The organism is Sphingomonas pituitosa NBRC 102491, assembly GCF_001598435.1.
Taxonomy (GTDB): domain Bacteria; phylum Pseudomonadota; class Alphaproteobacteria; order Sphingomonadales; family Sphingomonadaceae; genus Sphingomonas; species Sphingomonas pituitosa.
The window spans coordinates 240,784-264,909 of the sequence record NZ_BCYY01000001.1; the positions used below are offsets into that span (position 1 = coordinate 240,784).

30 protein-coding genes are annotated in these 24,126 nt (G+C 66.7%); 12 read left to right on the forward strand and 18 right to left on the reverse strand.

Annotated elements, in window-relative coordinates:
* Positions 1–45 precede the first annotated feature (45 nt).
* The 3 genes from SPI01S_RS01125 to SPI01S_RS01135 form a co-directional block, all read right to left on the reverse strand.
* Positions 46–1,065 (reverse strand): oxidoreductase, encoded by a 1,020-nt coding sequence (locus SPI01S_RS01125; protein ID WP_066716849.1) that lies wholly within the window; start codon positions 1,063–1,065, stop codon positions 46–48.
* Between the two features lie 93 nt (positions 1,066–1,158).
* Positions 1,159–1,671, reverse strand: coding sequence for a GAF domain-containing protein (locus SPI01S_RS01130; protein ID WP_066716851.1), 513 nt, complete (start codon positions 1,669–1,671; stop codon positions 1,159–1,161).
* Complete coding sequence (locus SPI01S_RS01135; protein WP_245653420.1) at positions 1,668–2,591, reverse strand: GGDEF domain-containing protein; 924 nt, start codon at positions 2,589–2,591, stop codon at positions 1,668–1,670. Before SPI01S_RS01135 ends, SPI01S_RS01130 begins: the two co-directional genes overlap by 4 nt.
* Positions 2,592–2,761: 170 nt before the next feature.
* Here SPI01S_RS01135 and SPI01S_RS01140 point away from each other — a divergent pair, with 170 nt between their 5' ends.
* The 4 genes from SPI01S_RS01140 to SPI01S_RS01155 all read left to right on the forward strand — a co-directional run bounded on the left by SPI01S_RS01140 (position 2,762) and on the right by SPI01S_RS01155 (position 6,168).
* A complete protein-coding gene (locus SPI01S_RS01140; protein ID WP_066716853.1) occupies positions 2,762–4,222 on the forward strand; it encodes a UxaA family hydrolase in 1,461 nt (486 codons plus the stop codon).
* A 126-nt stretch (positions 4,223–4,348) separates the two neighbouring features.
* Positions 4,349–4,579 (forward strand): hypothetical protein, encoded by a 231-nt coding sequence (locus tag SPI01S_RS01145; protein WP_066716854.1) that lies wholly within the window; start codon positions 4,349–4,351, stop codon positions 4,577–4,579.
* A 5-nt stretch (positions 4,580–4,584) separates the two neighbouring features.
* The gene (locus SPI01S_RS01150; RefSeq protein WP_066716855.1) at positions 4,585–5,109 is read left to right on the forward strand and encodes a gamma carbonic anhydrase family protein; all 525 of its coding nucleotides are present in this window, start codon (positions 4,585–4,587) and stop codon (positions 5,107–5,109) included.
* Positions 5,110–5,223: 114 nt separating this feature from the next.
* Positions 5,224–6,168: an NAD(P)H-dependent flavin oxidoreductase gene (locus SPI01S_RS01155; RefSeq protein WP_066716858.1), complete on the forward strand. Its 945-nt coding sequence runs from the start codon at positions 5,224–5,226 to the stop codon at positions 6,166–6,168.
* Between the two features lie 4 nt (positions 6,169–6,172).
* On the opposite strand, the gene SPI01S_RS01160 is transcribed toward SPI01S_RS01155, so the two are convergent.
* Together SPI01S_RS01160 and SPI01S_RS01165 are read right to left on the reverse strand one after the other, a co-directional pair.
* Positions 6,173–6,634 (reverse strand): DUF1465 family protein, encoded by a 462-nt coding sequence (locus tag SPI01S_RS01160; RefSeq protein WP_066716861.1) that lies wholly within the window; start codon positions 6,632–6,634, stop codon positions 6,173–6,175.
* Positions 6,635–6,707: 73 nt separating this feature from the next.
* A complete protein-coding gene (locus SPI01S_RS01165) occupies positions 6,708–6,905 on the reverse strand; it encodes a YdcH family protein (RefSeq protein ID WP_066716864.1) in 198 nt (65 codons plus the stop codon).
* Between the two features lie 161 nt (positions 6,906–7,066).
* Between SPI01S_RS01165 and SPI01S_RS21645 the strand changes: the two genes are divergently transcribed.
* On the forward strand, positions 7,067–7,219 hold the full coding sequence (locus SPI01S_RS21645; RefSeq protein WP_084253228.1) for a YdcH family protein: 153 nt from the start codon (positions 7,067–7,069) through the stop codon (positions 7,217–7,219).
* A gap of 147 nt (positions 7,220–7,366) precedes the next feature.
* On the opposite strand, the gene SPI01S_RS01170 is transcribed toward SPI01S_RS21645, so the two are convergent.
* From SPI01S_RS01170 to SPI01S_RS01180, 3 genes are all read right to left on the reverse strand, one after another.
* Positions 7,367–7,741 carry a PilZ domain-containing protein gene (locus SPI01S_RS01170; RefSeq protein ID WP_066716867.1) on the reverse strand — a complete coding sequence of 125 codons (375 nt, stop codon included), beginning with the start codon at positions 7,739–7,741 and terminating at the stop codon, positions 7,367–7,369.
* A 114-nt stretch (positions 7,742–7,855) separates the two neighbouring features.
* Complete coding sequence (gene dksA, locus SPI01S_RS01175) at positions 7,856–8,323, reverse strand: RNA polymerase-binding protein DksA (RefSeq protein ID WP_066716870.1); 468 nt, start codon at positions 8,321–8,323, stop codon at positions 7,856–7,858.
* 312 nt (positions 8,324–8,635) lie between these two features.
* The gene (locus SPI01S_RS01180; protein WP_066717627.1) at positions 8,636–9,145 is read right to left on the reverse strand and encodes a host attachment family protein; all 510 of its coding nucleotides are present in this window, start codon (positions 9,143–9,145) and stop codon (positions 8,636–8,638) included.
* 94 nt (positions 9,146–9,239) lie between these two features.
* Between SPI01S_RS01180 and serS the strand changes: the two genes are divergently transcribed.
* The 4 genes from serS to SPI01S_RS22065 are packed head-to-tail and all read left to right on the forward strand — an operon-like array spanning position 9,240 to position 11,879.
* Positions 9,240–10,571 carry a serine--tRNA ligase gene (gene serS, locus SPI01S_RS01185; protein WP_066716873.1) on the forward strand — a complete coding sequence of 444 codons (1,332 nt, stop codon included), beginning with the start codon at positions 9,240–9,242 and terminating at the stop codon, positions 10,569–10,571.
* Positions 10,571–11,338, forward strand: coding sequence for a 5'/3'-nucleotidase SurE (surE, locus tag SPI01S_RS01190; protein ID WP_066716875.1), 768 nt, complete (start codon positions 10,571–10,573; stop codon positions 11,336–11,338). Before serS ends, surE begins: the two co-directional genes overlap by 1 nt.
* Positions 11,339–11,344: 6 nt before the next feature.
* Entirely contained in the window at positions 11,345–11,695 is a 351-nt protein-coding gene (locus SPI01S_RS01195; RefSeq protein ID WP_373278290.1) for a DMT family protein, read from the forward strand.
* A gap of 43 nt (positions 11,696–11,738) precedes the next feature.
* Entirely contained in the window at positions 11,739–11,879 is a 141-nt protein-coding gene (locus SPI01S_RS22065) for a hypothetical protein (RefSeq protein WP_157084506.1), read from the forward strand.
* A 100-nt stretch (positions 11,880–11,979) separates the two neighbouring features.
* Here the strand turns inward: SPI01S_RS22065 and SPI01S_RS01200 are convergent, their stop codons facing one another.
* The 4 genes from SPI01S_RS01200 to SPI01S_RS01215 are packed head-to-tail and all read right to left on the reverse strand — an operon-like array spanning position 11,980 to position 15,871.
* On the reverse strand, positions 11,980–12,741 hold the full coding sequence (locus SPI01S_RS01200) for an SIMPL domain-containing protein (protein ID WP_084253197.1): 762 nt from the start codon (positions 12,739–12,741) through the stop codon (positions 11,980–11,982).
* A 59-nt stretch (positions 12,742–12,800) separates the two neighbouring features.
* Positions 12,801–14,627, reverse strand: a complete 1,827-nt coding sequence (locus SPI01S_RS01205; protein ID WP_066716881.1) for a M2 family metallopeptidase — start codon at positions 14,625–14,627, stop codon at positions 12,801–12,803.
* A 58-nt stretch (positions 14,628–14,685) separates the two neighbouring features.
* Positions 14,686–15,447, reverse strand: coding sequence for an alpha/beta fold hydrolase (locus tag SPI01S_RS01210; protein ID WP_066716884.1), 762 nt, complete (start codon positions 15,445–15,447; stop codon positions 14,686–14,688).
* Entirely contained in the window at positions 15,428–15,871 is a 444-nt protein-coding gene (locus SPI01S_RS01215; RefSeq protein ID WP_066716887.1) for a GFA family protein, read from the reverse strand. The genes SPI01S_RS01210 and SPI01S_RS01215 overlap by 20 nt, the downstream gene beginning before the upstream one ends.
* 157 nt (positions 15,872–16,028) lie before the next feature.
* Here SPI01S_RS01215 and SPI01S_RS01220 point away from each other — a divergent pair, with 157 nt between their 5' ends.
* The gene (locus SPI01S_RS01220; RefSeq protein WP_066717633.1) at positions 16,029–17,879 is read left to right on the forward strand and encodes a methyl-accepting chemotaxis protein; all 1,851 of its coding nucleotides are present in this window, start codon (positions 16,029–16,031) and stop codon (positions 17,877–17,879) included.
* Positions 17,880–18,576: 697 nt separating this feature from the next.
* Here the strand turns inward: SPI01S_RS01220 and SPI01S_RS01225 are convergent.
* The 5 genes from SPI01S_RS01225 to SPI01S_RS01245 form a co-directional block, all read right to left on the reverse strand.
* Positions 18,577–18,933: a tetratricopeptide repeat protein gene (locus SPI01S_RS01225; protein WP_066716890.1), complete on the reverse strand. Its 357-nt coding sequence runs from the start codon at positions 18,931–18,933 to the stop codon at positions 18,577–18,579.
* Positions 18,934–19,391: 458 nt separating this feature from the next.
* Positions 19,392–19,817: an ExbD/TolR family protein gene (locus tag SPI01S_RS01230; protein ID WP_066716893.1), complete on the reverse strand. Its 426-nt coding sequence runs from the start codon at positions 19,815–19,817 to the stop codon at positions 19,392–19,394.
* 26 nt (positions 19,818–19,843) lie between these two features.
* Positions 19,844–20,323 (reverse strand): ExbD/TolR family protein, encoded by a 480-nt coding sequence (locus SPI01S_RS01235; RefSeq protein ID WP_066716896.1) that lies wholly within the window; start codon positions 20,321–20,323, stop codon positions 19,844–19,846.
* A gap of 83 nt (positions 20,324–20,406) precedes the next feature.
* Entirely contained in the window at positions 20,407–21,210 is an 804-nt protein-coding gene (locus SPI01S_RS01240) for a MotA/TolQ/ExbB proton channel family protein (protein WP_066716905.1), read from the reverse strand.
* A gap of 60 nt (positions 21,211–21,270) precedes the next feature.
* Entirely contained in the window at positions 21,271–21,948 is a 678-nt protein-coding gene (locus SPI01S_RS01245; RefSeq protein ID WP_066716908.1) for an energy transducer TonB, read from the reverse strand.
* Between the two features lie 380 nt (positions 21,949–22,328).
* On the opposite strand from SPI01S_RS01245, the gene SPI01S_RS01250 reads away from it, so the two are divergent.
* A complete protein-coding gene (locus SPI01S_RS01250) occupies positions 22,329–23,012 on the forward strand; it encodes a hypothetical protein (RefSeq protein ID WP_245653421.1) in 684 nt (227 codons plus the stop codon).
* A 21-nt stretch (positions 23,013–23,033) separates the two neighbouring features.
* Here SPI01S_RS01250 and SPI01S_RS01255 read toward each other — a convergent pair whose 3' ends face one another.
* A complete protein-coding gene (locus SPI01S_RS01255) occupies positions 23,034–23,405 on the reverse strand; it encodes a dihydroneopterin aldolase (protein ID WP_066716911.1) in 372 nt (123 codons plus the stop codon).
* Between the two features lie 181 nt (positions 23,406–23,586).
* Between SPI01S_RS01255 and SPI01S_RS01260 the strand changes: the two genes are divergently transcribed.
* The gene (locus tag SPI01S_RS01260; protein WP_066716914.1) at positions 23,587–24,108 is read left to right on the forward strand and encodes a GNAT family N-acetyltransferase; all 522 of its coding nucleotides are present in this window, start codon (positions 23,587–23,589) and stop codon (positions 24,106–24,108) included.
* Positions 24,109–24,126: the final 18 nt, after the last annotated feature.

The following is a 24,126-nucleotide window of genomic DNA, read 5'->3' on the forward strand; positions in this document are numbered from 1 at the left end:
CGCCGCCTCCCCGCACGCCTTCACAGGGCGTGCGGGGAGCGACCTTCAACCGATTGAAATCCTGCGGCCTTCCGCGGCACTCCGCCGCGCCAGCTCGATCAGCCTCAGCCCGGCCAGCGCATCCGCCGCGGCCACCGGCGCAGCCGCTCCCTCGCGGATCGCCGCCGCCACTCCCGCATAGAAACGCCGATAGTCGCCCCGTTCGGAGGGGATGCAGTCCTGCGTTCCGTCGGGCAGCGTCAGCACGCCGTGCTGGGCCGGATCCTCCAGCCCATGCGCGGGATCGCGTAGCGATCCGCCGGCACGCATCGCCGCCTCCTGCGGATCGAGCCCGTACTTCACGAAGCTGCCGCCGCGCCCGTGCAGGGCGAAGCGCGGCCGCGCCGCCGCGATCATCCGCGAGCTCGCCAGCACCACCCGGCGTACGCCGTAGAACAGCGTGACGGCGAAGTAATCGTCGACCGGGCTGTTGCCCCGCTGGCCCACGACATCGCCCTGCACCGCGTCCGGCATGCCGAACAGCACCAGCGCCTGGTCGAGCATGTGCGGCCCCAGGTCGAGCAGCTGCCCCGCCCCGTCCGCTTCCTTCCAGGCCTGGGAAAGCTCGGGGCGGAACCGGTCCCAATGCGCCTCGAACAGCAGGATCTCGCCCAGCCTTCCGCTGTCCAGCAGCGCCTGCACCGCCAGGAAGTCGCTGTCCCAGCGGCGATTGTGAAAGGGCACGAGCAGCCGCCCTTGGCTCTCGGCAAGCGCGATCAGCGCCTCGGCTTCGGCGGCAGTGGGCGTCAGCGGCTTGTCGATCACGACATGCTTGCCCGCCCTCAGCGCCGCCTGCGCCAGGCTGAAATGGGTCGGGTTCGGCGTGGAAACCACCACCAGCTCGATCGTGGGATCGGCGACCAGGGCCTCGGCTGCTACCGCCGGAACGCCCGGATAGGCCGTCGCCACCGCCTCCTGGCGCGAGGTGCCGACGGCTGCCAGTTCGAACCCGTCGACCGCCTCGATCAAGGGTGCGTGAAAGGCGGTGCCGCCTAGGCCGAAGCCGATAAGGCCGGTGCGGATCATGCGGTTCTCCCGTTGCCGTGAGGCCGCGACCTACCGGCAACCCGCTGCCTTTCCAAGCAACGCCCGCTCGCCCGGTACGAAAATCCGTCGAGTTCAGTCGAAGTCCGGTCCGGCACCGATGCGATCGGCGACGGCGGTGGCGAGCCGGCGCAGCTCCGCCCGCTGCCGGAACGAGGCGGGCCCGTGCGGCCGCAGATCGACGCCGCAGAGCGCGCCGATCGGGAACGACCCGATCCGCACCGCCGCGCCGGTATAATGGCGCGCGCGGGGTCCGCCGGTCACCAGCGGGTTGGCGCGGAAGCGCGGATCGGCGCGCAGGTCCGGCACGCTCAGAAATTCCTCCGATGCCGCGATGGTGTGCGAGCAGAACGCAACCGAGCGGGGCAGCGACATCGGCTCGATCCCGATGGCATCGACGATGCGCTGGACGTCGCCATCGGTGAGGGTGATCATCGCGATCGGGGTGCGCAGCACGTCGCAGGTCGCCGCCAGCAGCGCGCGCAGCACCGGATCGCCGGCCCGGATGGACGGGAGGCCATCGACCACGCGCTGGCGCCCCCCTTCGTCCTCGGGCCGGAAGGCGGCGGAGAAGAAATGCAGCGTCATGCCGCCCGCCGCACCGCGTCCGGCGTATCGAAGGCGATCCGAATCGCGTTCTTGCCGTTGCGCTTCACTTCCAGCATCGCCTCGTCCGCCAGTCCGATCATGCGTTCGGTATCGTGCGCGGCCGCCGCATCGATCACCACCGCGCCCATGCTGCAGGTCACGGCATGGCCGGTCGAATGCAGCGCCTCGCTCAGCCGCGCATGCAGGCTCTCGGCCACCTGCTCCGGCGCGACGCCCCGTTCGATGGCGAGGAAAGCGCAGAATTCGTCGCCGCCCAGCCGGGCGAACAGATCATCGGGGCGCATCCGGGCGCGCGCCTCGTCGGCAAAGCGCCGCAGCACCGTGTCGCCCGCGGCATGGCCATGCCGATCATTGACCGCCTTGAAGCCGTCCAGATCCATGTACAGCAGCAAGAGGGTCGAATTTCGCCTGCGACCGACCTGCGCCATGCGATCGATCTGGCTGCGGAAGGCGCCGCCGTTCAGGGAACGGGTGAGATAGTCGGTGGAGGCGCGCCACAGCTCGCCATCGATGGTATGCCGCAGCGTCGCCACCATCAGCACGATCATGATGGCGCCCGCCGCGCGCGTCGTCGTGTTCCAGATCGCCACCGATGTCGAAAGGCCATTCTGCTCCACGGCCGGAATCGTGCCGAACCCGTTCACGACCGACCCCAGCGCAATCGACGCCAGCACGATGCCGATGCCGGCACGCTCGCGCAGCGTCCACGCCGCCAGGACGTCGACGAAGAGATAGCCGATGGTCATCGAGACCTTGGGGCCGCTGACCCAGTCGGCGAACACGGTGGTGAACATCGCGGCACACACCACAACAGCGGCCTGCGCGGTGGTCAGCCGCATCGTCCAGCGGAAACTTCGCATCATCGTCTTGATCAAAGCCGACTTCGGCGGCGGTGCCATCACGCGATCCAACTCCCCCACTCCCTGGATACCCCCTAGCGCCCAATGGCTTAACACCCCCGAAACACAAGCTGTCGCAACTCGCCGCTCCGGAAAACTACGGGCAGGGCAACTATTCCACCGCGCGGGCCCTCTAGGAGCAGCTGGCATACGCGCGTATACCGGCCGCGATGACCGCAGCCTTGTTCCAGATCGATCCGCGCGACCCCGTGGCCACCGCGCTCCGTCCCCTGCCTGCCGGTGAGCATGCGCTCGGCGTCACCGTCGCGGCCGACATTCCCCAGGGCCACAAGGTCGCGCTGCGCCCGATCGCCGCGGGTGAGGCGGTCCACAAGTTCGGCTTCCCGATCGGCCGCGCGACCCGCGCGATCGCGCCAGGCGAGCATGTTCACACCCACAATGTCGCGACGGCGCTCGAGACGAGCGGCAGCTATGCGTATCGTCCGGCCGCCGAAGCGACCGAACCGGCGCGGCAGGCCACGTTCCTCGGCTATCGTCGCGCGGACGGCCGGGTCGGCACCCGCAACGAAATATGGATTCTCCCGACCGTCGGCTGTGTCGGTCGAACCGCGCAGAAGATCGCGGAACGGGCTGCACAGCGCTTCGCCGGTCGCGTCGACGGCATCCATGCCTTCGCCCATCCGTTCGGCTGCTCGCAGCTCGGCGACGACCTGCAGGGCACGCGCGCGATCCTCAGCGCGCTGGCCAACCACCCCAATGCCGGCGGCGTCCTGCTGGTCGGCCTGGGCTGCGAATCCAATCAGATGCGCGACATGCTTGCCGGTATTTCGCAACCGAACCTGCGAACGATCGGCGCCCAATCCGCCAGCGACGAGATCGAAGAAGGAATCGCCCTGATAGAAGAGCTTGTCGCACATGCCGAACAGTCGGTGCGAACATGCGAGCCGATGTCCGAGCTCGTGCTGGGGGTCAAGTGCGGTGGTTCAGACGGATTCTCAGGATTGACCGCCAACCCCCTCGTAGGCCGCATGAGCGACGCGGTTACCGCATCGGGCGGCACCGCGATCCTCACCGAAATCCCGGAGATCTTCGGCGCCGAACAACTGCTGATGGCGCGCGCCGAGAGCGAAGCCGTGTTCGAGCGCATCGTCGGCATGGTCAACGGCTTCAAGGCCTATTTCACCCGGCACGGCGAGCCGGTTTCGGAAAACCCCTCCCCCGGCAATCTCGCGGGCGGCATCACCACCCTGGAGGAAAAGTCGCTGGGAGCCGTCCAGAAGGCCGGCCACGCGACCGTGACCGACGTTCTCGACTATGGCGACCGCGTCCGGCACCGCGGCCTGGCCCTGCTCGAAGCACCGGGGAACGATGCCGTCTCCAGCACGGCGCTCGCGGCGGCGGGGGCAACGGTGATCCTGTTCACCACCGGGCGCGGCACACCGCTCGGCTTTCCGGTACCCACCGTGAAGATCGCCTCCAACAGCGATCTCGCCGCGCGCAAGCCGGGCTGGATCGATTTCGATGCAGGCCAGGTATTGGCAGCGAGCATGGACGAGGCGCGCGACGCGCTGCTCGATCGCATCCTCGTCATCGCCTCCGGCGCATCGACGGCTGCAGAGCGCAACGGCGAACGCGAGATCGCGATCTGGAAGCGCGGCGTCACGCTTTGAGCCCGGCTTTGTTCCCCGCCGATGCGGCCAATGCATGCTGCATCGCGGCGATCCGCATTTCCCCTGGATTGATGCCCCAACCTGAACGGGTTAGGCCTTGAAGCGGGCAGAGATCGGGTGGATGCAATGGCTGAATTCTTCGTGTTCCTGTATGCAATGGCTTCCGGCTTCGTGCTGCTGACGATGCAGCGCAACCGTCGCGAACAGCGCGCCGATGCGCCGATCGTGACCATGGTCGGCTGGGGGCTGTTCTCGCTTTCGTCCACGCTGGCGCTGCTGCTGGGCGCCGTCGCGCTTGCGCTCGCGCTCGGCATGCAGATGCCGCTGCCCGCGGGCTTCGAGAGCTTCGCGCTCTAAACCGCATGCCGCTTTATGCCTTTGGCGGGAAGGCCCCGCAGGTCGCCGCCGATGCATGGGTGGCGCCGAGCGCCGAACTGATCGCCGACGTTCAGCTGGCAGCCGGAGCGAGCATCTGGTTCGGCGCGGTAGTGCGCGCCGACAACACGCCGATCCGCATCGGCGCGCGCAGCAACGTTCAGGAAGGCGCCGTGCTCCATTCCGATCCCGGCGCACCGCTGACGATCGGCGAGGAGGTGACGGTGGGCCACCGCGCGGTCCTCCATGGCTGCACGATCGGTGACGGCACGCTGATCGGCATGGGCGCGATCATCCTCAATCGGGCGGTGATCGGGCCCGAGTGCCTGGTCGGCGCAGGCGCGCTTGTCACCGAAGGCAAGGAATTCCCGGCCGGCCACCTCATCGTCGGCAGCCCCGCCCGCGCCGTGCGCCCGCTGGACGCGGCGCAGCGCGCGCTGCTCCGCGCGAGCGCCGCACTCTACGCCGCCAAGCAGCGCGACTATGCGACGGGGCTGGCGCGAATCGACTGATTCGCAGATTTTCCGGGATCGAGTTGCTCGATCCGCCCTCCCCCGCTGGCCGATGCCGTAGCGTCGCCGACACCCGCCTAGACAGGCTTCGTAGCTGCGGTATCACTGGCAGCCATGGCGCTACCGGCACTTTTCGATCGTCTGCGGCTTCCCGTCATCGGCTCGCCGCTGTTCATCATCTCCGGCCCCGAGCTGGTCATCGCCCAGTGCAAGGCGGGAATCGTCGGCTCGTTCCCGGCGCTCAATGCGCGGCCGCAGAGCCAGCTCGACGAGTGGCTGCACCAGATCACCGAGGAACTGGCAGCCTGGGACCGCGACCATCCGGACACCCCCGCCGCCCCCTACGCGGTCAACCAGATCGTCCACCGCTCCAATCCGCGGCTGGAGGAGGATGTCGCGAGCTGCGCCAAGTGGAAGGTGCCGATCGTCATCACCTCGCTCGGCGCCCGCCCGGAGCTGAACGATGCGGTGCATGGCTGGGGCGGGATTACCCTCCACGACGTCATCGACGATCGCTTCGCGCACAAGGCCGTCGAAAAGGGCGCGGACGGGCTGATCCTGGTCGCGACCGGTGCCGGCGGCCATGCTGGGCGGCTGAGCCCGTTCGCGCTCGTCCAGGAGGTCCGTGAGTGGTTCGACGGGCCCGTCGCACTGTCGGGCTCGATCGCCACCGGCGGCGCCGTGCTGGCGGCCCAGGCCATGGGCGCGGACCTCGCTTATATCGGCTCCCCGTTCATCGCCACCGAGGAGGCGAATGCCGTCCAGGCCTATAAGCAGGCGATCGTCGACGGCCGGGCGGACGACATCGTCTACTCGAACCTCTTCACCGGCGTGCATGGCAATTATCTGCGCGCCTCGATCGTCAACGCGGGGCTCGATCCGGAGAACCTCCCCGAAAGCGATCCTAGCGCGATGAATTTCGGCGGCGCCAAGGCGTGGAAGGATATCTGGGGATGCGGCCAGGGTATCGGCGCCGTCCATGCGATCGAGCCGACGGCAGCCCGCATCGCGCGCCTGCAGGCGGAATATGCGGCGGCGCGGGCGCGCCTGGCGCTCTAGCCGTTCAGAAGGCGCCGGCGAGCCGGTCCAGCATGCGGCGCGCCGGGCTCGGCACCGCCACGACCGGCACGTCGAACGCGGAGTCCAGTCGCGCGACGCGGCGGTACAGATCCATGCTCGCCCGCACGATCGCCACGGCCTGGAGCGGCATGTCCTCCAGCAGCGCGGCATCGGTATCGGGCGCAGGACCGAGCCGCCGGCCCGGCGCCCGCGCATCGTCGAGGTGCAATTCGCCGGCGTCCACCGCGCGCTGGGTGAGCAGCCAGGCGATGACATGCATCAGCCGCGTCGTCACCTTCAGCGACTCGCACGAGAAGGCCACCCTGCTCAGCGCCGCCAGCGCATCGCGCTCGTCGCGGCCGAGCTGGTCGAAATAGCCGCGCGCCTCGTCCGCCAGCACCATCGCCTCGACATAGAGCGAGTCGACCAGGCGGCGGTGCAAGGTAATGGCGTCCTGACCCTTCATGCCCCTCTAGCTGCCACAGGAGCCGGCTCGGCGAAAAGCCGGAAGTGCAGCGCAGTGCAACAAAACGGAACAATCATGCAATGATGTCCGGGATGAGCTGGTCCTCGAGCTGCGAAATCTCGTCCCGGAGCTTGAGCTTGCGCTTTTTCAGCCGGGCGATCTGCAGCTGGTCCCCCGGACCGGATTCGATCAGGGCTGCGATGGCGGCATCCAGATCGCGATGCTCGGCGCGCAGTGGCTCCAGCCGCCGCCGGATCTCGCCTTCGTCCATTCCCTGCCCCCAGTGCACCCGACTCGCCAGGCCTTTGCCCGGCACACGAACCATCGCGGCTTTTCCGCCATCTGTCGATCAGTGACGATTCTGCACGCGACACGGGGAGCAAAACATGATGTAGTTCGCTCCCCTCAGATTCATTGAAGGAGGACTGCTTCATGCACACCGGGCATTTTTCGGCACTTAACGCCAAGCATTCACAGCTGGACCAGCGAATCGCTTCCGAAACGCAACGCCCCCTCCCCGATCAGATGCTGATAGCGCAATTGAAGAAACAGAAACTGCGCGTCAAGGAAGAGATGCAGCGCTGACTGTTTCATCCACAGATTATTTACCCTGAACTTGGACTCGCGCGACGCAACCTGTCGCGCGAGCCCGGGTCAGGTGCGACCGCCGGGAGCGCAATGCCAGCGGCGCGGGCGCTCCATGCGCGAGGATTCGGAGATTGGCGCCCCGGTTCAGCGGCGCGTGAAGATCGGCTTCACATAGACCGGCGTCTGGGTGCCGCCGCCGACCGGCTTGCGGGCCAGCTTGGGATCGATTTCGGTATCGAACGCGACGCCGACGCGACCCTCGGCCGCCCAGGCGATCTTGCCCTTGATCCAGCCTACGCCACGGACCTCGATCTCGACCGCAGTGCGCAGGCCCACCGGCCCCGCATATTCCGCCATCAGCCCGCCCGCGGAAAGATTGCGCACTCGAACGGTGCCGACGTCCTCGCCTTCCACGCGGAACTGGGCCGTCAGCAACAGGCTGTCGCGGACACCACTGCGCTTCCCCGCAAAATCATCGGCGGAAAGCGTGCTGGCGGAAATGTAAGACTGCTGGTCCATTGTTGGCTCTCAAACGCGGATTCGCACCCGAAGGGAGTAGACCAACAACTCTTAACGAAAGGATTAACCGGAATCCGCCCCAGGGAAATGCCGGAGCGGATTCCAACGTAGATTTCACTCGTCCCGGCTGATCTTCTCGTTTCGTTCGTGCCGCTCCTGCGCCTCGACGGTCATCGTTGCGGTAGGACGGGCTTCAAGACGGCCCAGCGGGATCGGCTCGCCGGTCACTTCGCAATAGCCATATTCGCCTTCGTCGATGCGGCGGAGCGCGGCATCGATCTTGGCGATGAGCTTGCGTTGCCGGTCGCGGGTGCGCAGTTCGATCGACCAGTCGGTCTCGCTGGAGGCCCGGTCGGTAAGGTCCGCCTCGCGCAGCGGTTCGGATTGTAACTGGTTCAGCGTCCCCGCCGCCTCGCGATAGATCGCGTCTTTCCAGGCGTTCAGCTTGGCGCGGAAATACTCCTGCTGCCGCGGGTTCATGAAAGGTTCGTCGTCGCTCGGCCGGTACCCGTCGTCGCCGTCGTTCGCGGCCGGAGGAACGTCTTTATCGTGCTCGTCAAAACGGCCCAAAACAGTTGCCATTCCCACTCTCCACACCAGTCCCCCGGTGGCGTGCCGCCAGGAGACCGCATTGCCCGCAGGCGCTATACTTTCGCAAGCTGCCGTTAACAAGCCAATGCCGCGAAAGCTTTTTGGCGGGAATTCCCTATAGTTCGGTAGAAATTAGCCCCGCCTGAACCACCTGCACTTTTTTCGGTTTCGGGTCGAGATAGATACGGCAGATCGGGTGTCCCGCGACGAGCCTTGTCCTGAATTCGTACAATGGCCCGCGCATGAAGCGACTATTCGAGCGTCGGCGGCGGACGAAACGGCCTGCCTCGTCCGCCGGGACGTTCAGGCGGCCTGCAATGCCTTCTCGATCTCGGGGACCGGGTGGTCGGTCAGATCCTTCGCCAGTTCGCCCTTCAACCGCTCGCTGACGCTGGCGTGATAGTGTTTGCGCAGTTCTCCCAGCGTCTTGGGCGGCGCGATGATGATCAGCGACTCGAAGCCGTTGCGCAGCGCCTCCTCCTTCAACATGCCCGCGACTTCGGCCGCGAAGCGATCCTCTTCCAACTGGTGGAAATCGGTTTCGCCCATCGTGCCTCGCGCCGGCGCGAACCGGGCACCGCCGCCCTGCGCGTGCATCGACCCGCCCTGCGCCACCGCCGGCGCGCCGGGCCCCGATTGGCTGGACGACGAGCGGCCCGACGAATCGGTCTTCTGGTCGGAGTCCTTCGGATTCGGGTGGAGCTCCTTCCGGACCACTTCGAGGTTGAGATATTCGGCGTCGCCCTGATTGCGCAGCATCAGCAGCTTGCGGCCATCGGCGACCACCACCATCGCATCGTGGGGAACCAGCATCGCGCTCTCCTTCAACCTGTTGGATCAGGTACCACCAACGGGCGGGCGGCGGCGGGGTTGCGTGGGGAACGGGCCCCGGCCATAGGCTCGTGCCATGCACGATATCCGCTTCCTCCGCGAACATCCCGAAACCTTCGACCAGGGCCTGGCCAAGCGCGGCCTGGAACCGCAGTCGGAGGCGCTGCTGGCGCTGGACGAGCGCCGCCGCGCGCTGGTGACCGAGCTGCAGGCTGGCCAGGCCCGCCGCAACGAGGCGTCGAAGGCGATCGGCGCCGCCAAGGCCAAGAAGGACGAGGAAGCCGCCGCCGCGTTGATGGCGGAAGTCACGATCCTCAAGGAACGGCTGCCGATGCTCGAGGCAGAGGAAAAGGCCCTGGGCGAGGAACTGGAAGGCCGGCTCGCCGCCCTGCCCAACCTGCCCTATCCGGACGTGGCGCTGGGCGCGGACGAGAACGACAATGTGTTCGTCCATGAGCGCGGCACCGTGCCTGCCTTTGCCTTCGCACCCAAGGAGCACGACGCAATCGGCCCCGCGCTCGGGCTCGATTTCGAAACCGGCGCGGCAATGTCCGGCGCGCGCTTCACCTTCGTGCGCGGCGCCGCCGCCCGGCTCCACCGCGCGCTCGGCCAGTTCATGCTCGACACGCTCACCGGCAGCTACGGCTATGAGGAATGCGTGCCGCCGCTGCTGGTGCGCGACGAAGCGCTGTTCGGCACCGGCCAGCTGCCCAAGTTTTCCGAAGACCTGTTCCAGACAACCGACGGCCGCTGGCTGATCCCCACCGCCGAGGTGAGCCTCACCAACGCGGTGCGCGAGAAGATCCTGAGCGAGGAGGAACTCCCCCTCCGCCTCACCGCGCTTACCGCCTGCTTCCGCTCCGAAGCAGGGGCGGCTGGCCGCGACACGCGCGGCTTCATCCGCCAGCACCAGTTCGAGAAGGTCGAGATGGTGTCGATCACCACGCCCGACCAGTCGGAGGCCGAGCATGAGCGGATGACCGCCGCCGCCGAGGACGTGCTGACCAGGCTCGGCCTCGCCTTCCGCCGCATGAAGCTGTGCAGCGGCGACATGGGCTTCACCGCCGCGCGCACCTATGACCTTGAAGTGTGGCTGCCCGGCCAGGACCGCTATCGCGAGATCTCGTCCTGCTCGACCTGCGCCGACTTCCAGGCGCGCCGGATGAACGCGCGCTACCGGCCGTCTGAGAATAAGGCGACTAGCTTCATGAAAGCCGGCACGCATCCGACCCACGCGGGTAAGGGCCCCCTACCCTTCGTCCACACGCTCAACGGCTCGGGCCTCGCGGTCGGCCGCACGCTCGTTGCGGTGCTGGAGAACTACCAGCAGGAAAACGGCGCGGTCGCGGTGCCGGCGGTGCTCCAGCCCTATTTGGGCGGCCTCACGCTGCTCGAACCGCGCGGCTGATGCGGATCCTCCTCACCAACGACGACGGCTACCACGCCCGCGGCCTGGGCGTTCTGGAGCGGATTGCACGGACGATTTCCGACGACATCACCGTCGTCGCGCCCGCCGAGGAGCAATCGGGCAAGGGGCGCTCGCTCACCCTGACCGAGCCGTTCCGCGTCCGCCGCCACGGCGACAATCGCTATGCGGTGAAGGGCACGCCGACCGACTGCGTGATGTTCGCGCTCGCCGAGGTGATGAAGGACGCCAAGCCCGACCTGATCCTGTCGGGCGTCAATCGCGGCGGCAACCTCGCCGAGGACGTCAGCTATTCGGGCACCGTCTCGGCGGCGATGGAAGGCGCGCTGGCGGGCATCCGCTCGGTCGCGCTCAGCCAGCGCTATGCCCGCAGCGGCATGGGCGATGCGGTGCCCTTTGATACCGCCGAAACCTGGGGCGAACGCGCGCTGCGACCGCTGCTCGACATGGAGTGGGCACCGCGGACGATGGTGAACATCAACTTCCCGCCGATCGAGGCCGATGCCGTACAGGGCATCAAGGTCGTGGCGCAGGGCCTGCGCGACTATGGCCGGATGGCGCTCGACAAGCGGCTCGATCCGCGCGGCTTCCCCTATTACTGGCTCGCCATGGGGCGGATGCCGCACCAGGCGGCACCCGATACCGATCTCGACGCGATCGAAGCGGGCTTCGTCACCGTGACGCCGCTGCATCTCGACCTTACCCACCGCGAGTCGATGGATCGGCTGCGCGGTGCGTACGCCGGCTGAACGGGCATGCCGATGCTGGACCGCCTGCTGCCGATCGGGCTGCTGTTCGTCTCCAATATCTTCATGACCTTCGCCTGGTACGGGCATCTGAAGTTCAAGAACGCGCCGATCCTGCTGGTCATCGTCATCAGCTGGGGCATCGCGCTGATCGAATATTGCTTCGCGATTCCCGCCAACCGGATGGGCAGCGCGGTCTATTCGGCGGCGCAGCTGAAGGGCATGCAGGAGGTGATCACCCTCACCGTCTTCGCCGGCTTCTCGGTGCTGTATCTGGGGCAGAAGATCACGCTCAACCACCTGATCGGCTTCGCGCTGATCGCAGCCGGCGCCTTCTTCCTCTTCCGCACGCAGAGCTGAACCGGGACGCCCCCTGCGCGTTTCTTCCGTAGAGGAGAGCGCCATGAACCCCGAACCCACCCGCGAAACACCCGAAACCGAGCAGGGCACCGCCCATCAGCCGGACGGCACCGACAGCTCGGACGAATGGAACGCCGGGATTGCCGACGAGAACATGATTCCCGATCAGGATCCGGAAGAGTGACGGCACCGGCCTGACTACGAAGCCCGCCGCCGCACGGCCACGGCAACGGTGCCGTGGCCGGTGGGGTAGCGGCGTCTTGGCTTGGCGCCTCTACACTCGATCAGCGGCTCAGTTCGAACTCGACGACCAGGCCCTTTTCGACGGTAACCGTGCCCGGACCGGGCTTGAACATGCTCGCCAGCAGTTGCGGGCCCTTGCTGATTGCGGTTGCGATCTTGGCCTGGAAGCCCGGCAGAAACAGCCCGTTCCCTGCTTCGCTGATCCGGACGATTCGATTGACGCGCAACCCCATCTCCTTGGCATAGACCTCCGCATCCGCACGCGCCGTGCGAAGTGCCTTTGCTTTCGCCTCACGCTGCGCGGACGCAAGGCTTGCTTCGTCGAGATCTGCGGCCTCCGAACCGATCATCACGCCGATCTTCTTGAGCGCCGCCTTGATCGCGGTGGCCTTCGCCGATGACCCGACGGTCAACGTCTTGGCCCATAGGGTCGAAAAGGTCGGACGCTTTGAAACTGGATCCGCCTCTTCCCCGCTGCCGGCAACGGGCCCGACTTCGATGGTGGTGATCGAGAGGGGAGGTTCACCGTCAGGCACCGGCGAAAGCACGCTCGGCGCGAGCCCCTGTTCCTGCAGCGCCTGCTCGATCCGGGCAATCTTCGCGTCGCGGGCCTTGTCGGCGGCCGCTTGGCTGGATCCCGTCTCGGTGAAGCTGATGGTCATGGTCAACTTCGTCGCGGGCACCTCCAGATCACCGGAAGCTACGATCTCCACCGCAACGGGCTGATTGGTACTTGTAACCTGCGCAGCTGCAAGCGCCGGGGACAGCAACGCGAGCGCTGCTGCAGACGTGATGATTCGCATGGATTCTCCCTCCGTTTCGCCATGTACATGCACGAAACGGAGGGAGAAATCCCATAACCTTACCAGCCCTGCGGCTGGCCCTTGTTCTGTTCGTCGAGCCACTTCTTCAGCGGTGCGAAATACTCGACCATCGCCTTGCCGGAGATTTCGCGGCTGCCGGTGAAGGTCTGGAGCGCATCGGGCCAGGGCTTGGAGGCGCCCATCTCGAGCATCTTGTTCAGCCGCGCGCCGACTTCCTTGTTGCCGTAGAAGGAGCAGCGATGCAGCGGGCCCTTCCAGCCCGACTGGTCGCACGCCGCCTTGTAGAACTGGAACTGCAGCAGCCGGGCGAGGAAGTAGCGCGTATAGGGCACGCTGCCCGCGACGTGATACTTGCCTCCGGCATCGAACTTGGTCTCGTCGCGCGCCACCGGCGGCACGATGCCCTGATATTGCAGCCGCAGCTTGTTCCAGCCCGCCTCATACTGGTTCGCCGGGATGGTGCCGTCGAAGATCTGCCAGCGATATTTGTCGACCAGCAGGCCGAACGGCAGGAACGCCACCTTGTCCATCGCCTGCCGGAGCAGCAGGCCGATATCCTTGTCGGCGCTCGGCACCTGGGCGCGATCGAGCAGGCCGATCTGCACCAGATATTCGGGCGTGATCGAAAGTGCGACGAAATCGCCGATCGCCTCGTGGAAGCCGTCGTTCGCGCCGTTGCGGTAGAGCGCCGGCTGCGCCTTGTACGCACGCTGATAGTAATTGTGGCCGAGCTCGTGATGGATCGTGACGAAATCGTCCGAATTCACCTTGATGCACATCTTGATCCGGATGTCGTCCTTCTCGTCGATGTCCCAGGCCGAGGCGTGGCACAGCACTTCGCGGTCGGCCGGCTTCAGGAACAGCGAGCGCTCCCAGAACGTCCCCGGCAGCGCCGCGAAGCCCAGCGAGGAGTAGAAGCCCTCGCCGGTCTGGACCATCTTCTTCCAGTCGTAGTTCTTGGCCTTGAGCAGGTCGCCCACGTCATAGCCGAGGTCGCCGGCGCCCTTGGGTGCGACCACGTCGTAGATGTTGCCCCATTCCTGCGCCCACATGTTGCCGAGCAGATCGGCACGGATCGGGCCGGTCCTGGCCTGCACCGCGTCGCCGTACTTCTCGTTGAGCTTGCGGCGGACATAGGTGTGGAGCGCGACGTAGAGCGGCTTCACCTCGTTCCACAGCTTGTCGGTCATCGCCGCGAACTCTGCCGGCGGCATGTCATAGCCCGAGCGCCACAGCGCGCCGGTGTCGGCGAAGCCCAGCTCCTTCGAGCCCTGGTTGGCGATGCCGACCAGCTTGGTATAGTCGGGACGCATCGGTGCGCCGACATTGTCGTTCCAGCTGACCCACATCTCCTTGAGCTCGTTGGGGTCGCGGCTCTCGCCCATCGCGGCTTCGATGTCGCTGCCGTTGATCGGCTTGCCGCCGCGCGTGCCCTTGCCCTTGGCGTAGAAGGAACCGAGCTTGGTCGAGAGGTCGCTCAGCGTCTGCGCGGCACCCGGCGTGGTCGGCGCGGGCAGGACCAGCGCGGCGCGGAGCATGGTGAGCTGGCGCTGCTGCTCGGCGGTGAGGCCCGGCGCCTTCTGGAGTCGTGCGGCGTCCAGCGCGAAGCGGACCGCCATCTCGGTGCCCTTGGCGCCGTAATCGGCGGCCAGCGCATCGGTATCGTCGGTGATGTAGGTGGCGTTCACCCAGGCGACGCGCGAGGAGGTCAGCGTGAAGGCCGCCATCTCCTGCTGTGCCCGGGTCAGGAAGGCGGCTGCGTCGGCGGCGGTCGGCGCGGGCGCCGTGCCGTTGGTCTGCTGCGACTGGGCGGGCGCCGCCAGCATCGCGGCGAGCGCCGCGAGCGAAAGGCCGGTACGGATCATGATGCAAGTCCCCGGAAAGCAAGAAAGGCGCGACCCTGCCGCGCCTTCCCTGCCCCCGTCAACCTGCCAGAAAGTCGACCAGCGCGTCGCCGAGTTCCGGCCGGGTGACCGCGCTCATGTGATTGCCGGGAATCTCGACGAACAGGCCATAGGGAAGCAGCTCCGCCACCTCCTTGGCCGAGCCATTGTCATAATCCTCGGCGCCCGAAATCACGGCGGTCGGCTGCGCGATCGCCGCGATCTCGTCGCGCGGGGTATCGACGAAGGTGTCGAGGATGCGGAGCAGCGCGACCGGATCGCCCTTGGTGGTCTTGAGGAACGCCTCGGTCAGCCATTCGGAGCTGCCGCGCTGGAAGCTGCCGAGATTGGTGAGCACCCGGTGGAAATAGGCGCCGCGACCCTTGGTCGCGACCAGCCCGTCCAGCCCCATGCCCGAAAGCACGACCTTGTCCGGCGTCGCGCCGTTGGCCAGCATGCGCACCACCGTCCGCGCACCCAGCGAATAGCCGCCCAGGTCGTACTCGGTGAGGCCGAGATGTTCGATCAGCGCGAAATTGTCGCGCATCAGCACGTCGGGCGGATAGGCGGCGGCGTCATGCGGCTTGGCGCTGGCCCCGTGCGCGCGCAGGTCCGGCATGATCACCCGGCGGCCGCGCGCGGCGAGCTTGGCGGCATGGCCGTATTTGATCCAGTTGACCTCGGCAGTGGAGAAATAGCCGTGGATCAGCACCACGGGTCGCCCCTCCCCCATTTCGGTCCAGGCGATCTCCTGCCCGTCGAAGCTGGCGAAGCGGTGCGTTTCAGTCGGGTAGTCGGCCAATGCTGTCCATCCATCGTTTGACGACGTTCGGGTTGTCCTCGGTCCGGTATCGAGGCAGCGCGGTCGTGTCGAGCCACTGTTCGTGCATGCTCTCCACCGCATAATTGTGGCGCGGCTGGAAGCGGGCCGGTGCATCGAAGCTGCCGATCGTCAGGTCCATATTCTCGCCGTCGAGGAACTCGAAGGTCAGCGGCGTGCCGCATTCCCGGCAAAAGCCGCGCTCGGCAATCGGCGAGGAGCGATAGCGATCGGGTTCCCGCTCCCAGGTCACGTCCGCCTTGGCCACGCCCTTGAACGCGATCGAGACGCCGCCGGTCGCGCGCTGGCACATCCGGCAATGGCAGAGATAGGCGTCGTCATTGTCGATCCGCACGCGGTAGCGGATCCGCCCGCACTGACACCCGCCGGTGACGTCCTCGTCCATCCCCAAACTCCTCTCCATAGTAGACATTCCTGCCTCCGTAGATGCCCTGATATGCAAGCGCCCTGCGCGCGCACCGGGTTTCTTTCCCTATAATGAATACGGAGATTACCGCATTGAGGCGCGCAAGGCGTCGCGGGGCCATTGTCACAGGATGAACATGCTCAAGCGATTCACCAACCTTTCGCTCGCCTCGAAGACGACGATCCTGACCGTGGGCGGCATGATGCTGCTGGCGATCGCGACGTTCTTCGTCGCGGACCATGCACTGACGCAGCGCGCGGCGCAGACGGCGGCGGAGCGGCAGGAAGTCAACATGCGCGTCGCCTGGAGCGTGCTGCACCATTATGGCAACGCCTTCCGCCTCGACGGCGAGGATCTCTATGTGGGCGACCACAAGCTCAACAATTGGGACGAGCCCGTCGACGAGGTGAAGCGCCTGGTCGGCGGCACCGCCACCATTTTCCGCGGCGACATGCGCGTATCGACCAACGTCATGAAGGAGAATGGCAGCCGCGCGGTCGGCACGCCGCTCGCGCGCAATGCCGCCTATGAGACGGTGCTGGGCAACGGCCAGACCTATCGCGGCAAGGCGGACATCCTCGGCAAGCCCTTTTTCACCGCCTATGACCCCATCAAGGACGGGTCGGGCAAGACGATCGGCATCCTGTTCGTCGGCATTCCCGAAAGCGACGTGATGGGTGCGATCGGCGGCGCGCGCTGGGTGCTTGCGCTGTCCGCCGCCGTGATCTCGGTGCTCGTCGCAGGCGCCGCCTGGTACGCCGGCCGCCGCATGTTCTCGCCGCTGGTGCAGATGACCGAGGCGATGCGCGCGCTGGCCGCCGGGAAGGTCGACATCGCCATTCCGGCGCACACCGCCACCGACGAGATCGGCGCGATGGCCGAGGCGCTGCAGCATTTCCGCACCTCCGAAATCGGCCGCCAGCAGGCCGAGGCCCGCGACCGGCAGGCACAGGCCGAACGCGAGCAAGCGATGGAAGCGCTCGGCCAGGCCCTGGCGAAGATCGCCGGCGGCGACCTCACTGCCGATATCGGGCAGGATTTCCCCGCCGACTATGAGAAGCTCGCCACCCATTTCCGCACGGCGATCGGCAGCCTGCGCGAGCTGATCGGCACGGTGCTGGAAGGCACGAGCTCGATCCGGACCGGCTCGCAGGAAATCGCCAGTGCCTCGGAGGATCTGGCGCGCCGGACCGAGGCCAATGCAGCGAGCCTCGAACAGACCGCCGCCGCGATCACCCAGATGAACCAGCGGATCGACGCCACGGCCACCGCCGCCGGCGTGACGGTGGAGCGCGCCGACCAGGCGATCGGCGTCGTCGGCTCGGGCCGCTCGACGGCCGACGAGGCGGTGCAGGCCATGTCCCGCGTGTCGGACAGCGCCAAGGGCATCGACAGCGTCATCGAAGGCCTCGACAAGATCGCCTTCCAGACCCGGGTTCTCGCGATGAACGCCGCGGTCGAGGCCGGCCGTGCCGGGGAAGCGGGCCGTGGCTTCGCCGTGGTGGCGGACCTCGTCTCGGCGCTCGCGATGCGCGCCGAGGAGGAAGCAAAGCGGGCCCGCGACCAGCTCACCGTCACCCAGTCCGAAGTGGTAGTGGCGCGCGGCGCGGTCGAGCGTGTCGACAGCGCGCTCGCCGAGATCGTCGACACCGTCGGCGAGGTCCACCAGCTGCTCGGCAGCATGGCGGCCGACAATCGCGCCCAGTCCACCGCCATCCGCGAGATCAGCACCGCGATCGGCGAAATGGACCGTGCGACGCAGCAAAATGCGGCGATGGTCGAGGAAACCTCGGCCGCGGCGCGCCAGCTCACCGATCAGGTCGCCCGCCTCGACGCGCATGCCTCGACCTTCCGCACCGGCGGGCAGCAGGCGCCGCTCCGCCGCCCCGTGCTGCGTTCGCAGGGCAGCGCCGCAGCCGATACCGGCACCACCCGCGCGGTGCCGGTGCAGGCGATGGCCGACAGTGGCGACTGGGCGAGCTTCTAGGCTCCAGGGGCGTATGCGGACGGTCCGCATGCGCCCGCGCGCCGTCGTTTGGCGGAACTAGCCGTCGCCTCCTGCGCAGTCGCCCATCATCGTCCCTCGGCCTGGCTCTTTCTAGCCGACCGCACGAGCCCGTCGTCGAGCCATCCCGCGCTCGCGCTTGCCGGCCAGGAAAAGGCCGCCGCGAACATTGCTGCGGCATCGCGTGGTGCGACTTGGGAATGCCCTCGCCGGCGATCGGGGCAGTGACCGCAAGGTCACCGGGATACAGGTCACAGACCGCGCGCGGAGACCGCGCAACAACGTTCGCGGTCAGCGCGGAAAGCCGATTCGGACCGAAGCGCTGGCCGACCAGCACCCGACACGCGCCGCAGGACAACTGATCCAGTGGCTCGATCCAAGCGGGTGCCACGCGCATTTGCCGAACTGTCGCCCGTCGATGCCGACAAGGGCATGGCAGGCGCGCCTGGGCGGCAGGAGATCAGACAAGCGAGCCGAGCCCTGTGTCGATCATCGAGCCGTCCTGCCAGGGCCCTGTCCGCCTGCCAGGCCGACCTCGGGAGCCGCACCGTGCCGCCCGCAATTGCCGCTGCCCCTGCGCCCTGCTCGAAAAGGAAAAGCGCGCCGGCAGGGCCGCGCGCGCTTTTTCTGTTCCGTCAGGATGGGCGCGGACCGGTGAACGATCCGCATCCCCCAGGGCTCAACGCGAGGCGAGATGCTGGCGCTGGCTCAGATAGCGAAGACCGGCCTGCGCGATGGCGTGCGAGCCTGCGGTGCGATCCGTGGTCACCGTCATCAGCACGTCGTCCTTCTGGAGCACCTGCTCATACAGCGAACGCGCCTGCTCGGTGCGGCCGGTCGCATAATAGACGGCGGCGAGGTTCAGCTGCACTTCCGGGCGCTGATCGGAGCGCAACTGGGTAAGGAGCTTCTGTTCGGCCCTGGAATAGGATCCGGTCATGATTTCGCGGGCCGCGAGGCTCGAGTCCTGCGCCATCGCCGGCGCGGCCAGGCTCAGAAGCGACACCGCGGCCGCTGCCACAAGTTTGATCGACATAACGCTCTCCTTCTTGTCGTTACACCAAGGTTGCACTTTTATGACACTTGGATGACGAAGAAGTGACATGTTCGCGACAAGCCCGCAACCCCGCATTTGAGCCTAGGCTAAAGTGACGGACGCGATCGATCGGCCGTGAGGCTCACAGTCCTGATCGGCGCGCGCGGGGACCGGCAGATAGCGGCACGCACAGCCCGGGCCGCCCGAATGCTACGAACCCCGGCCGCGACCGCTTCCGAGCGGGCAAAGGGGATGCTGCGCCTCCGCGCCACGGGGGCATTGCCCGTCAGCACGCGCAGGACCAACGGCCGATCCACGCCGAGGCCGACGCGGGCGGGCCGCCGCGACCCGCTGGCCCGCGGCCTGGCGCGCCGTCCTCCCGTCCGCATCGGCGACACGCACAAAAAAAGGCGGCCCCGAAGGGCCGCCTTCCCGAGATACTCTGACCGCGCCGCGGATCAGAAATCGTTGCGGTACTGCTCGTTGCCGACGAAGCCGAGCTTCGTGACGTTCGCCCGCTTGATGATCGCCAGAACACGGTCGACCACGTCGTACTTCGCCTGCGGATCCGGCTGGAAGTGCAGCTCGGGCTCCGGCGAGCGCTGCAGCGACGCGTCCAGATACTGACGCAGCATCACGTCGTTGATCGGCATGCTGTTCCAGAACACCTGGCCCTGCGCGTCGATATAGACCTTGTTCTTGTCCGGCTCGACGGGCGGTGCCGCGTTGTTGCTCGGCTGGGGAAGATCGACCTTCACCGCATGCGTCTGGACCGGAATGGTGATGATGAACATGATAAGGAGCACGAGCATGACGTCGATCAACGGCGTCGTGTTCATGTCCATCATCGGCTCGCCGTCATCACGGCCTGCGCTCATTGCCATTGTCGTAACTCCTTAAGCGAGGCCGTTCAGAGCCGGGCGTTGTTCGAACCGGGCTCCGGTTCCGAAATGAAGCCGACCTTCACGAAACCCGCCATCTGCATCGTGTAGATGGTGCCGCCGATGCAGCGATAGGGCGTGTTGACGTCGCCGCGGATATGAACTTCGGGAAGTTCGAGACCAGCAGCGTTCGGGCCGCCCTGGCGGTCGATCTCAGCCTTCAGCTTGGCAACCGCGCGGTCGAGCAGCTCGGTGTGATTGACCCGGGTCAGACCCCAATAGATCTCACAGCCTTCCGGTCCACCCTTGACCGAGAGCGAGACGTTCTCGGGCTTGGTGGTCGTAACCTCGTACTGCACCTTCGGCAGCGCGAGATCGATCGTCTGGACCACAACGGGAACGGCGATGAGGAAGATGATCAGAAGAACCAGCATCACGTCGACGAGCGGCGTGGTGTTGATGTCCGACATCGGTGCGTCGTCGCCGCCGCTGCCTGTGCTAATCGCCATTGGGCGCTATCCTATCCTCTTGTGCGCCGGATCGCGATCCGGCGGCAGGGCTACGCGACGTGCGCAGCCCTGCGACCTTGGTCTTACGGGCGGGTCGGGGTGCCGCCGGTCTGGCCAGCGGTCGTGGTCGCCGGCTTTGCAGCAGCGACAGCGGCCGGCTTCTTCGCGGCAGCGGCGGTGGCCGGCTTCACGCGGCCGTCCGAGGCCAGGTAGCCGAGGACGTCGTTCGAGAACGCGTTCAGGTTCTCGGCGATCGACTTGTTGCGACGCTGCAGGAAGTTGAAGGCGAGCACGGCCGGCACGGCGACGACGAGGCCGAGTGCGGTCATGATGAGCGCTTCACCGACCGGACCGGCGACGGCGTCGATCGAAGCCTGACCGGCCGAGCCGATCTTGATGAGCGCGCGGTAGATGCCGATAACGGTACCGAACAGACCGATGAACGGCGAGGTAGCGCCGACGGTCGCGAGGAAGGCGAGACCGCCGCCCAGCGCCGAGTTGATCGAGCCTTCCGAACGGGCCAGCGAGCCGTGCAGCCAGTCATGCGCTTCGACCGGATCGGTCAGCAGCTTGTACTGCTCCTGGGCTTCCAGGCCGTCGTCGACGATCTGGCGATAGGCCGAGTTCTTCTCGAGCTTCGCGGCGCCCTCGCGGAGGCTCGTCGAGCTCCAGAAGGTCTGACGCACGCGCTTCGACTGGTTGATGATCTTCTGCTGCTCGAACACCTTGGTGAAGAGGATGTAGAGCGACACGAAGAGCATGAGCACGAGGATGGTGAACACCGACTGCGAGATCAGGCCGCCTTCCTTGAGCGCCTGCTGGAGGCCGTAGGGGCTTTCGCCGCCCTTAGCTGCGGCGGCACCGGCAGCGAGAATGGTCGTGAGCATTGTCGAATCTTTCCCTTGCAAGAATATCTATCGTGGCTGGCGCGGCCAGCCGGCGCTGCATTACTGATCCTGGAGACGCCAAGTGAAACGGAGCGTCTTCCGACCACCGGAAACCGGGTTACCCGCGGCATCGAGCGCTGGCGTGTAGCGACCACGACGGGTTACCAATCGACAGGTCGTCTCGTCCAACAGTCGCGAGCCGGACGACGAGGTCACCTGGCAATCCGCGATACGCCCGTCGGGCCCAATCGAAAACGTGACGCCGGTCGTACCCTGCTCGCCCGCACGCTGCGACGAAGGAGGATAATCGTCCGGGGTCACCCACGAAGCGGGGTTGCCCTTCGCAGCCGCGGCCTTGCTGATCGTCGGCGCGACCGGTGCCGGCGGAGCCGGCGGCGCGGGGGGCGCCGGCGGATTCACGGGCGGGGCCGGTGGGATGATCGGAGTATTCTGGATCGGCGGCGCCGGCGACTGGCTCTGCACGATGGCCGGCGGCACCACGACCTGGGTCGGGGGCGGCGGCACCGGCGTGTCCGGCGGCGGCGGCGGCGGCGGAATTTCCTCCGGCGGGGGCGGCGGCTCTTCGACCTCGAAGGTCTTGAGCTCTTCCGCCTTCTTCTTGATATATTGGTATGCCAGACCTGTGACGAAGGCATAACCCATGCCAGCCACGATGATAGCGACGATTACGATCGCTACCACACGACTGCCACTTACATTCCGGTCAGCGTAAGCCATTCGGCAACGTCACTCCCTCTAATCCTGCTTGCGACCCTGGCCGGCTGGCAGCCGCGCACAAGTCCGCTCGCCTCGGGTCACACTGCGCCCCTGATGGCGAGAGCACCGAGTCTGTATCGTGGCCCTTCCGACGACGCAAACTCTTTGTCGGACGAATTGGTCGTACAACGCGCCCATGGCAGAATTATTTCTGTATAAGATCGGCACAATCCGGTACCGGCTCGGGCATGAAATACGCCCTACATCTGCTGTTTTGTTGCGCTGCGGCATTCCCGGCGCTTGCGCAACCCGCTCCGCAAACCGCGCAAATCCGCCAAGAAGCGCGAAGTGGCTTACCCAGTTATGCCACCGTTGCCACGGCCATTGTCCAGGCCCCGCTGGTGATCGACGCGCGGATCAGCGACATGATCCGGATCAAGGAAAATGCCGCCCCCGGTCTCGCATCGGGACGGGCCCGCATCTACGTCACGGCCGACGTTCTGGCACTGATTCGCGGTAGCAGCGCCCTTCCCACCCAGATTTCGTACCTGGCGGACGTGCCGCTCGATTCTCGCGGCAAGCTACCCAAATTGAAGAAGCAGCGCGTCCTGCTGTTCGCGCGGCCGGTCGGCGACAAGCCCGGCGAGGTGCAGCTGACCGGCATCGACAGCCAGTATCTGTGGACGCCGGAACTGGATGCGCTGACCCGCGGCATCACGCGCGAGGTGCTGGCCAGCGATGCGCCGCCGGCGATCACCGGCATCGGCAATGCCTTCCACGTCCCGGGTGCGCTGCCCGGCGAAGGCGAGACGCAGGTCTTCCTGAAGACCACCAACGGCGCGCCGATTTCCCTGCAGATCCTGCGGCGACCCGGCGAGAAACCGCATTGGGGCGTATCGCTCGGCGACATCGTCGATCCCAACGCCGGGGCACCCAAGCGCGATACGCTGGCCTGGTATCGGCTCGCCTGCGGGCTGCCCAAGGCCCTGCCGGACGACGCGGTCAATGCCGAGACGCCCGACAATGCCGAAGCCGCCCGCCAGGACTATCAGCTGGTGCTGCGCGACCTCGGGCCCTGCGCCTGAGGCCGGCCCCGCCGCCGGCGCTCAGCGCCGGTGGCGGACCAGCGTGATGCCGATCGATTCGTCGGCCTCCGCGATCGCCAGCTTGACGATCCGCACCTCGACCCGGCGGACCCGCGCATCGGAAACGAACAGCGTCTCGCAGATATGGTCCGCAACCGCCTCGATCAGCGTGAAATGCACGTCCTTGGGCAACGCGTCGGTCGCGGCATGCTTCAGGTCGATATAGCTTTTGGAGGCGCTGAGCGGGGTGTCCGGCAGGAATCGCTCGGGCAGATCCAGATCCGCGATGACGGAGATGCGCAGCGGCTGCGGCAGATGCGTCTCCTCCGAATACACTCCGGTGAGCACTTCCACCTCGAGGTCCATGACCTGAAGCTGCAATGAATCGGGCAATCCAACGGCCTTTCGTGGGGCAAACAGGCGGGCGCCATAGCAGATCGGGCCGCCCGGAAAAGCCCGGGGCTTCCCGTGCAGATTCTGCATGTCCAACGTTGCATTCCGCGCTTGCGCTGCGCGCCAGCCACGCTAAGGCGCGCGCCTTTCGACATGGGGTCGAGGCGGGGAAGGATTCGTGGTGGTTCAGATCGTTGCGCTCGATGCGGTCGACCCGCACGCCGTCGAGGCGCTGCTCGATCGCGCCTTCGGGCCCGACCGGCACCTGCGGACCGCCTATCGCATCCGCCAGGGCACCCAGCCGATTCGCCCCTTCAGTTTTGCCGCACTGGCGGAGGATGGCAAGCTCGCCGGCACGATCCAGAGCTGGCCGGTCGCGCTGGCCAGCGATTCGGGGCCGATGGTGCCGCTGGTGATGGTCGGCCCGGTGGCGGTGGACCCCGCGTTGCAGCAAGGCGGCATCGGCCGCCGGCTGATGCAGGAAACGCTCGATGCGGCCGACGTCAGCGCCCTTCCCGGCGCGGAAGGGCTGATGCTGATCGGCGACCCCGAATATTATGGTCGCTTCTTCGGCTTCGATGCCAGCCGCACCACCCGCTGGCGCCTGCCCGGCCCTTTCGAGCCGCGCCGTTTGCTCGCACGCGGTGCCGCGGTGCCGAACTGCTCGGGCATGCTCGTGCCCCGGCTGCGCAAGGTCGCCTGAGGGTTCGACAAAGCCGCG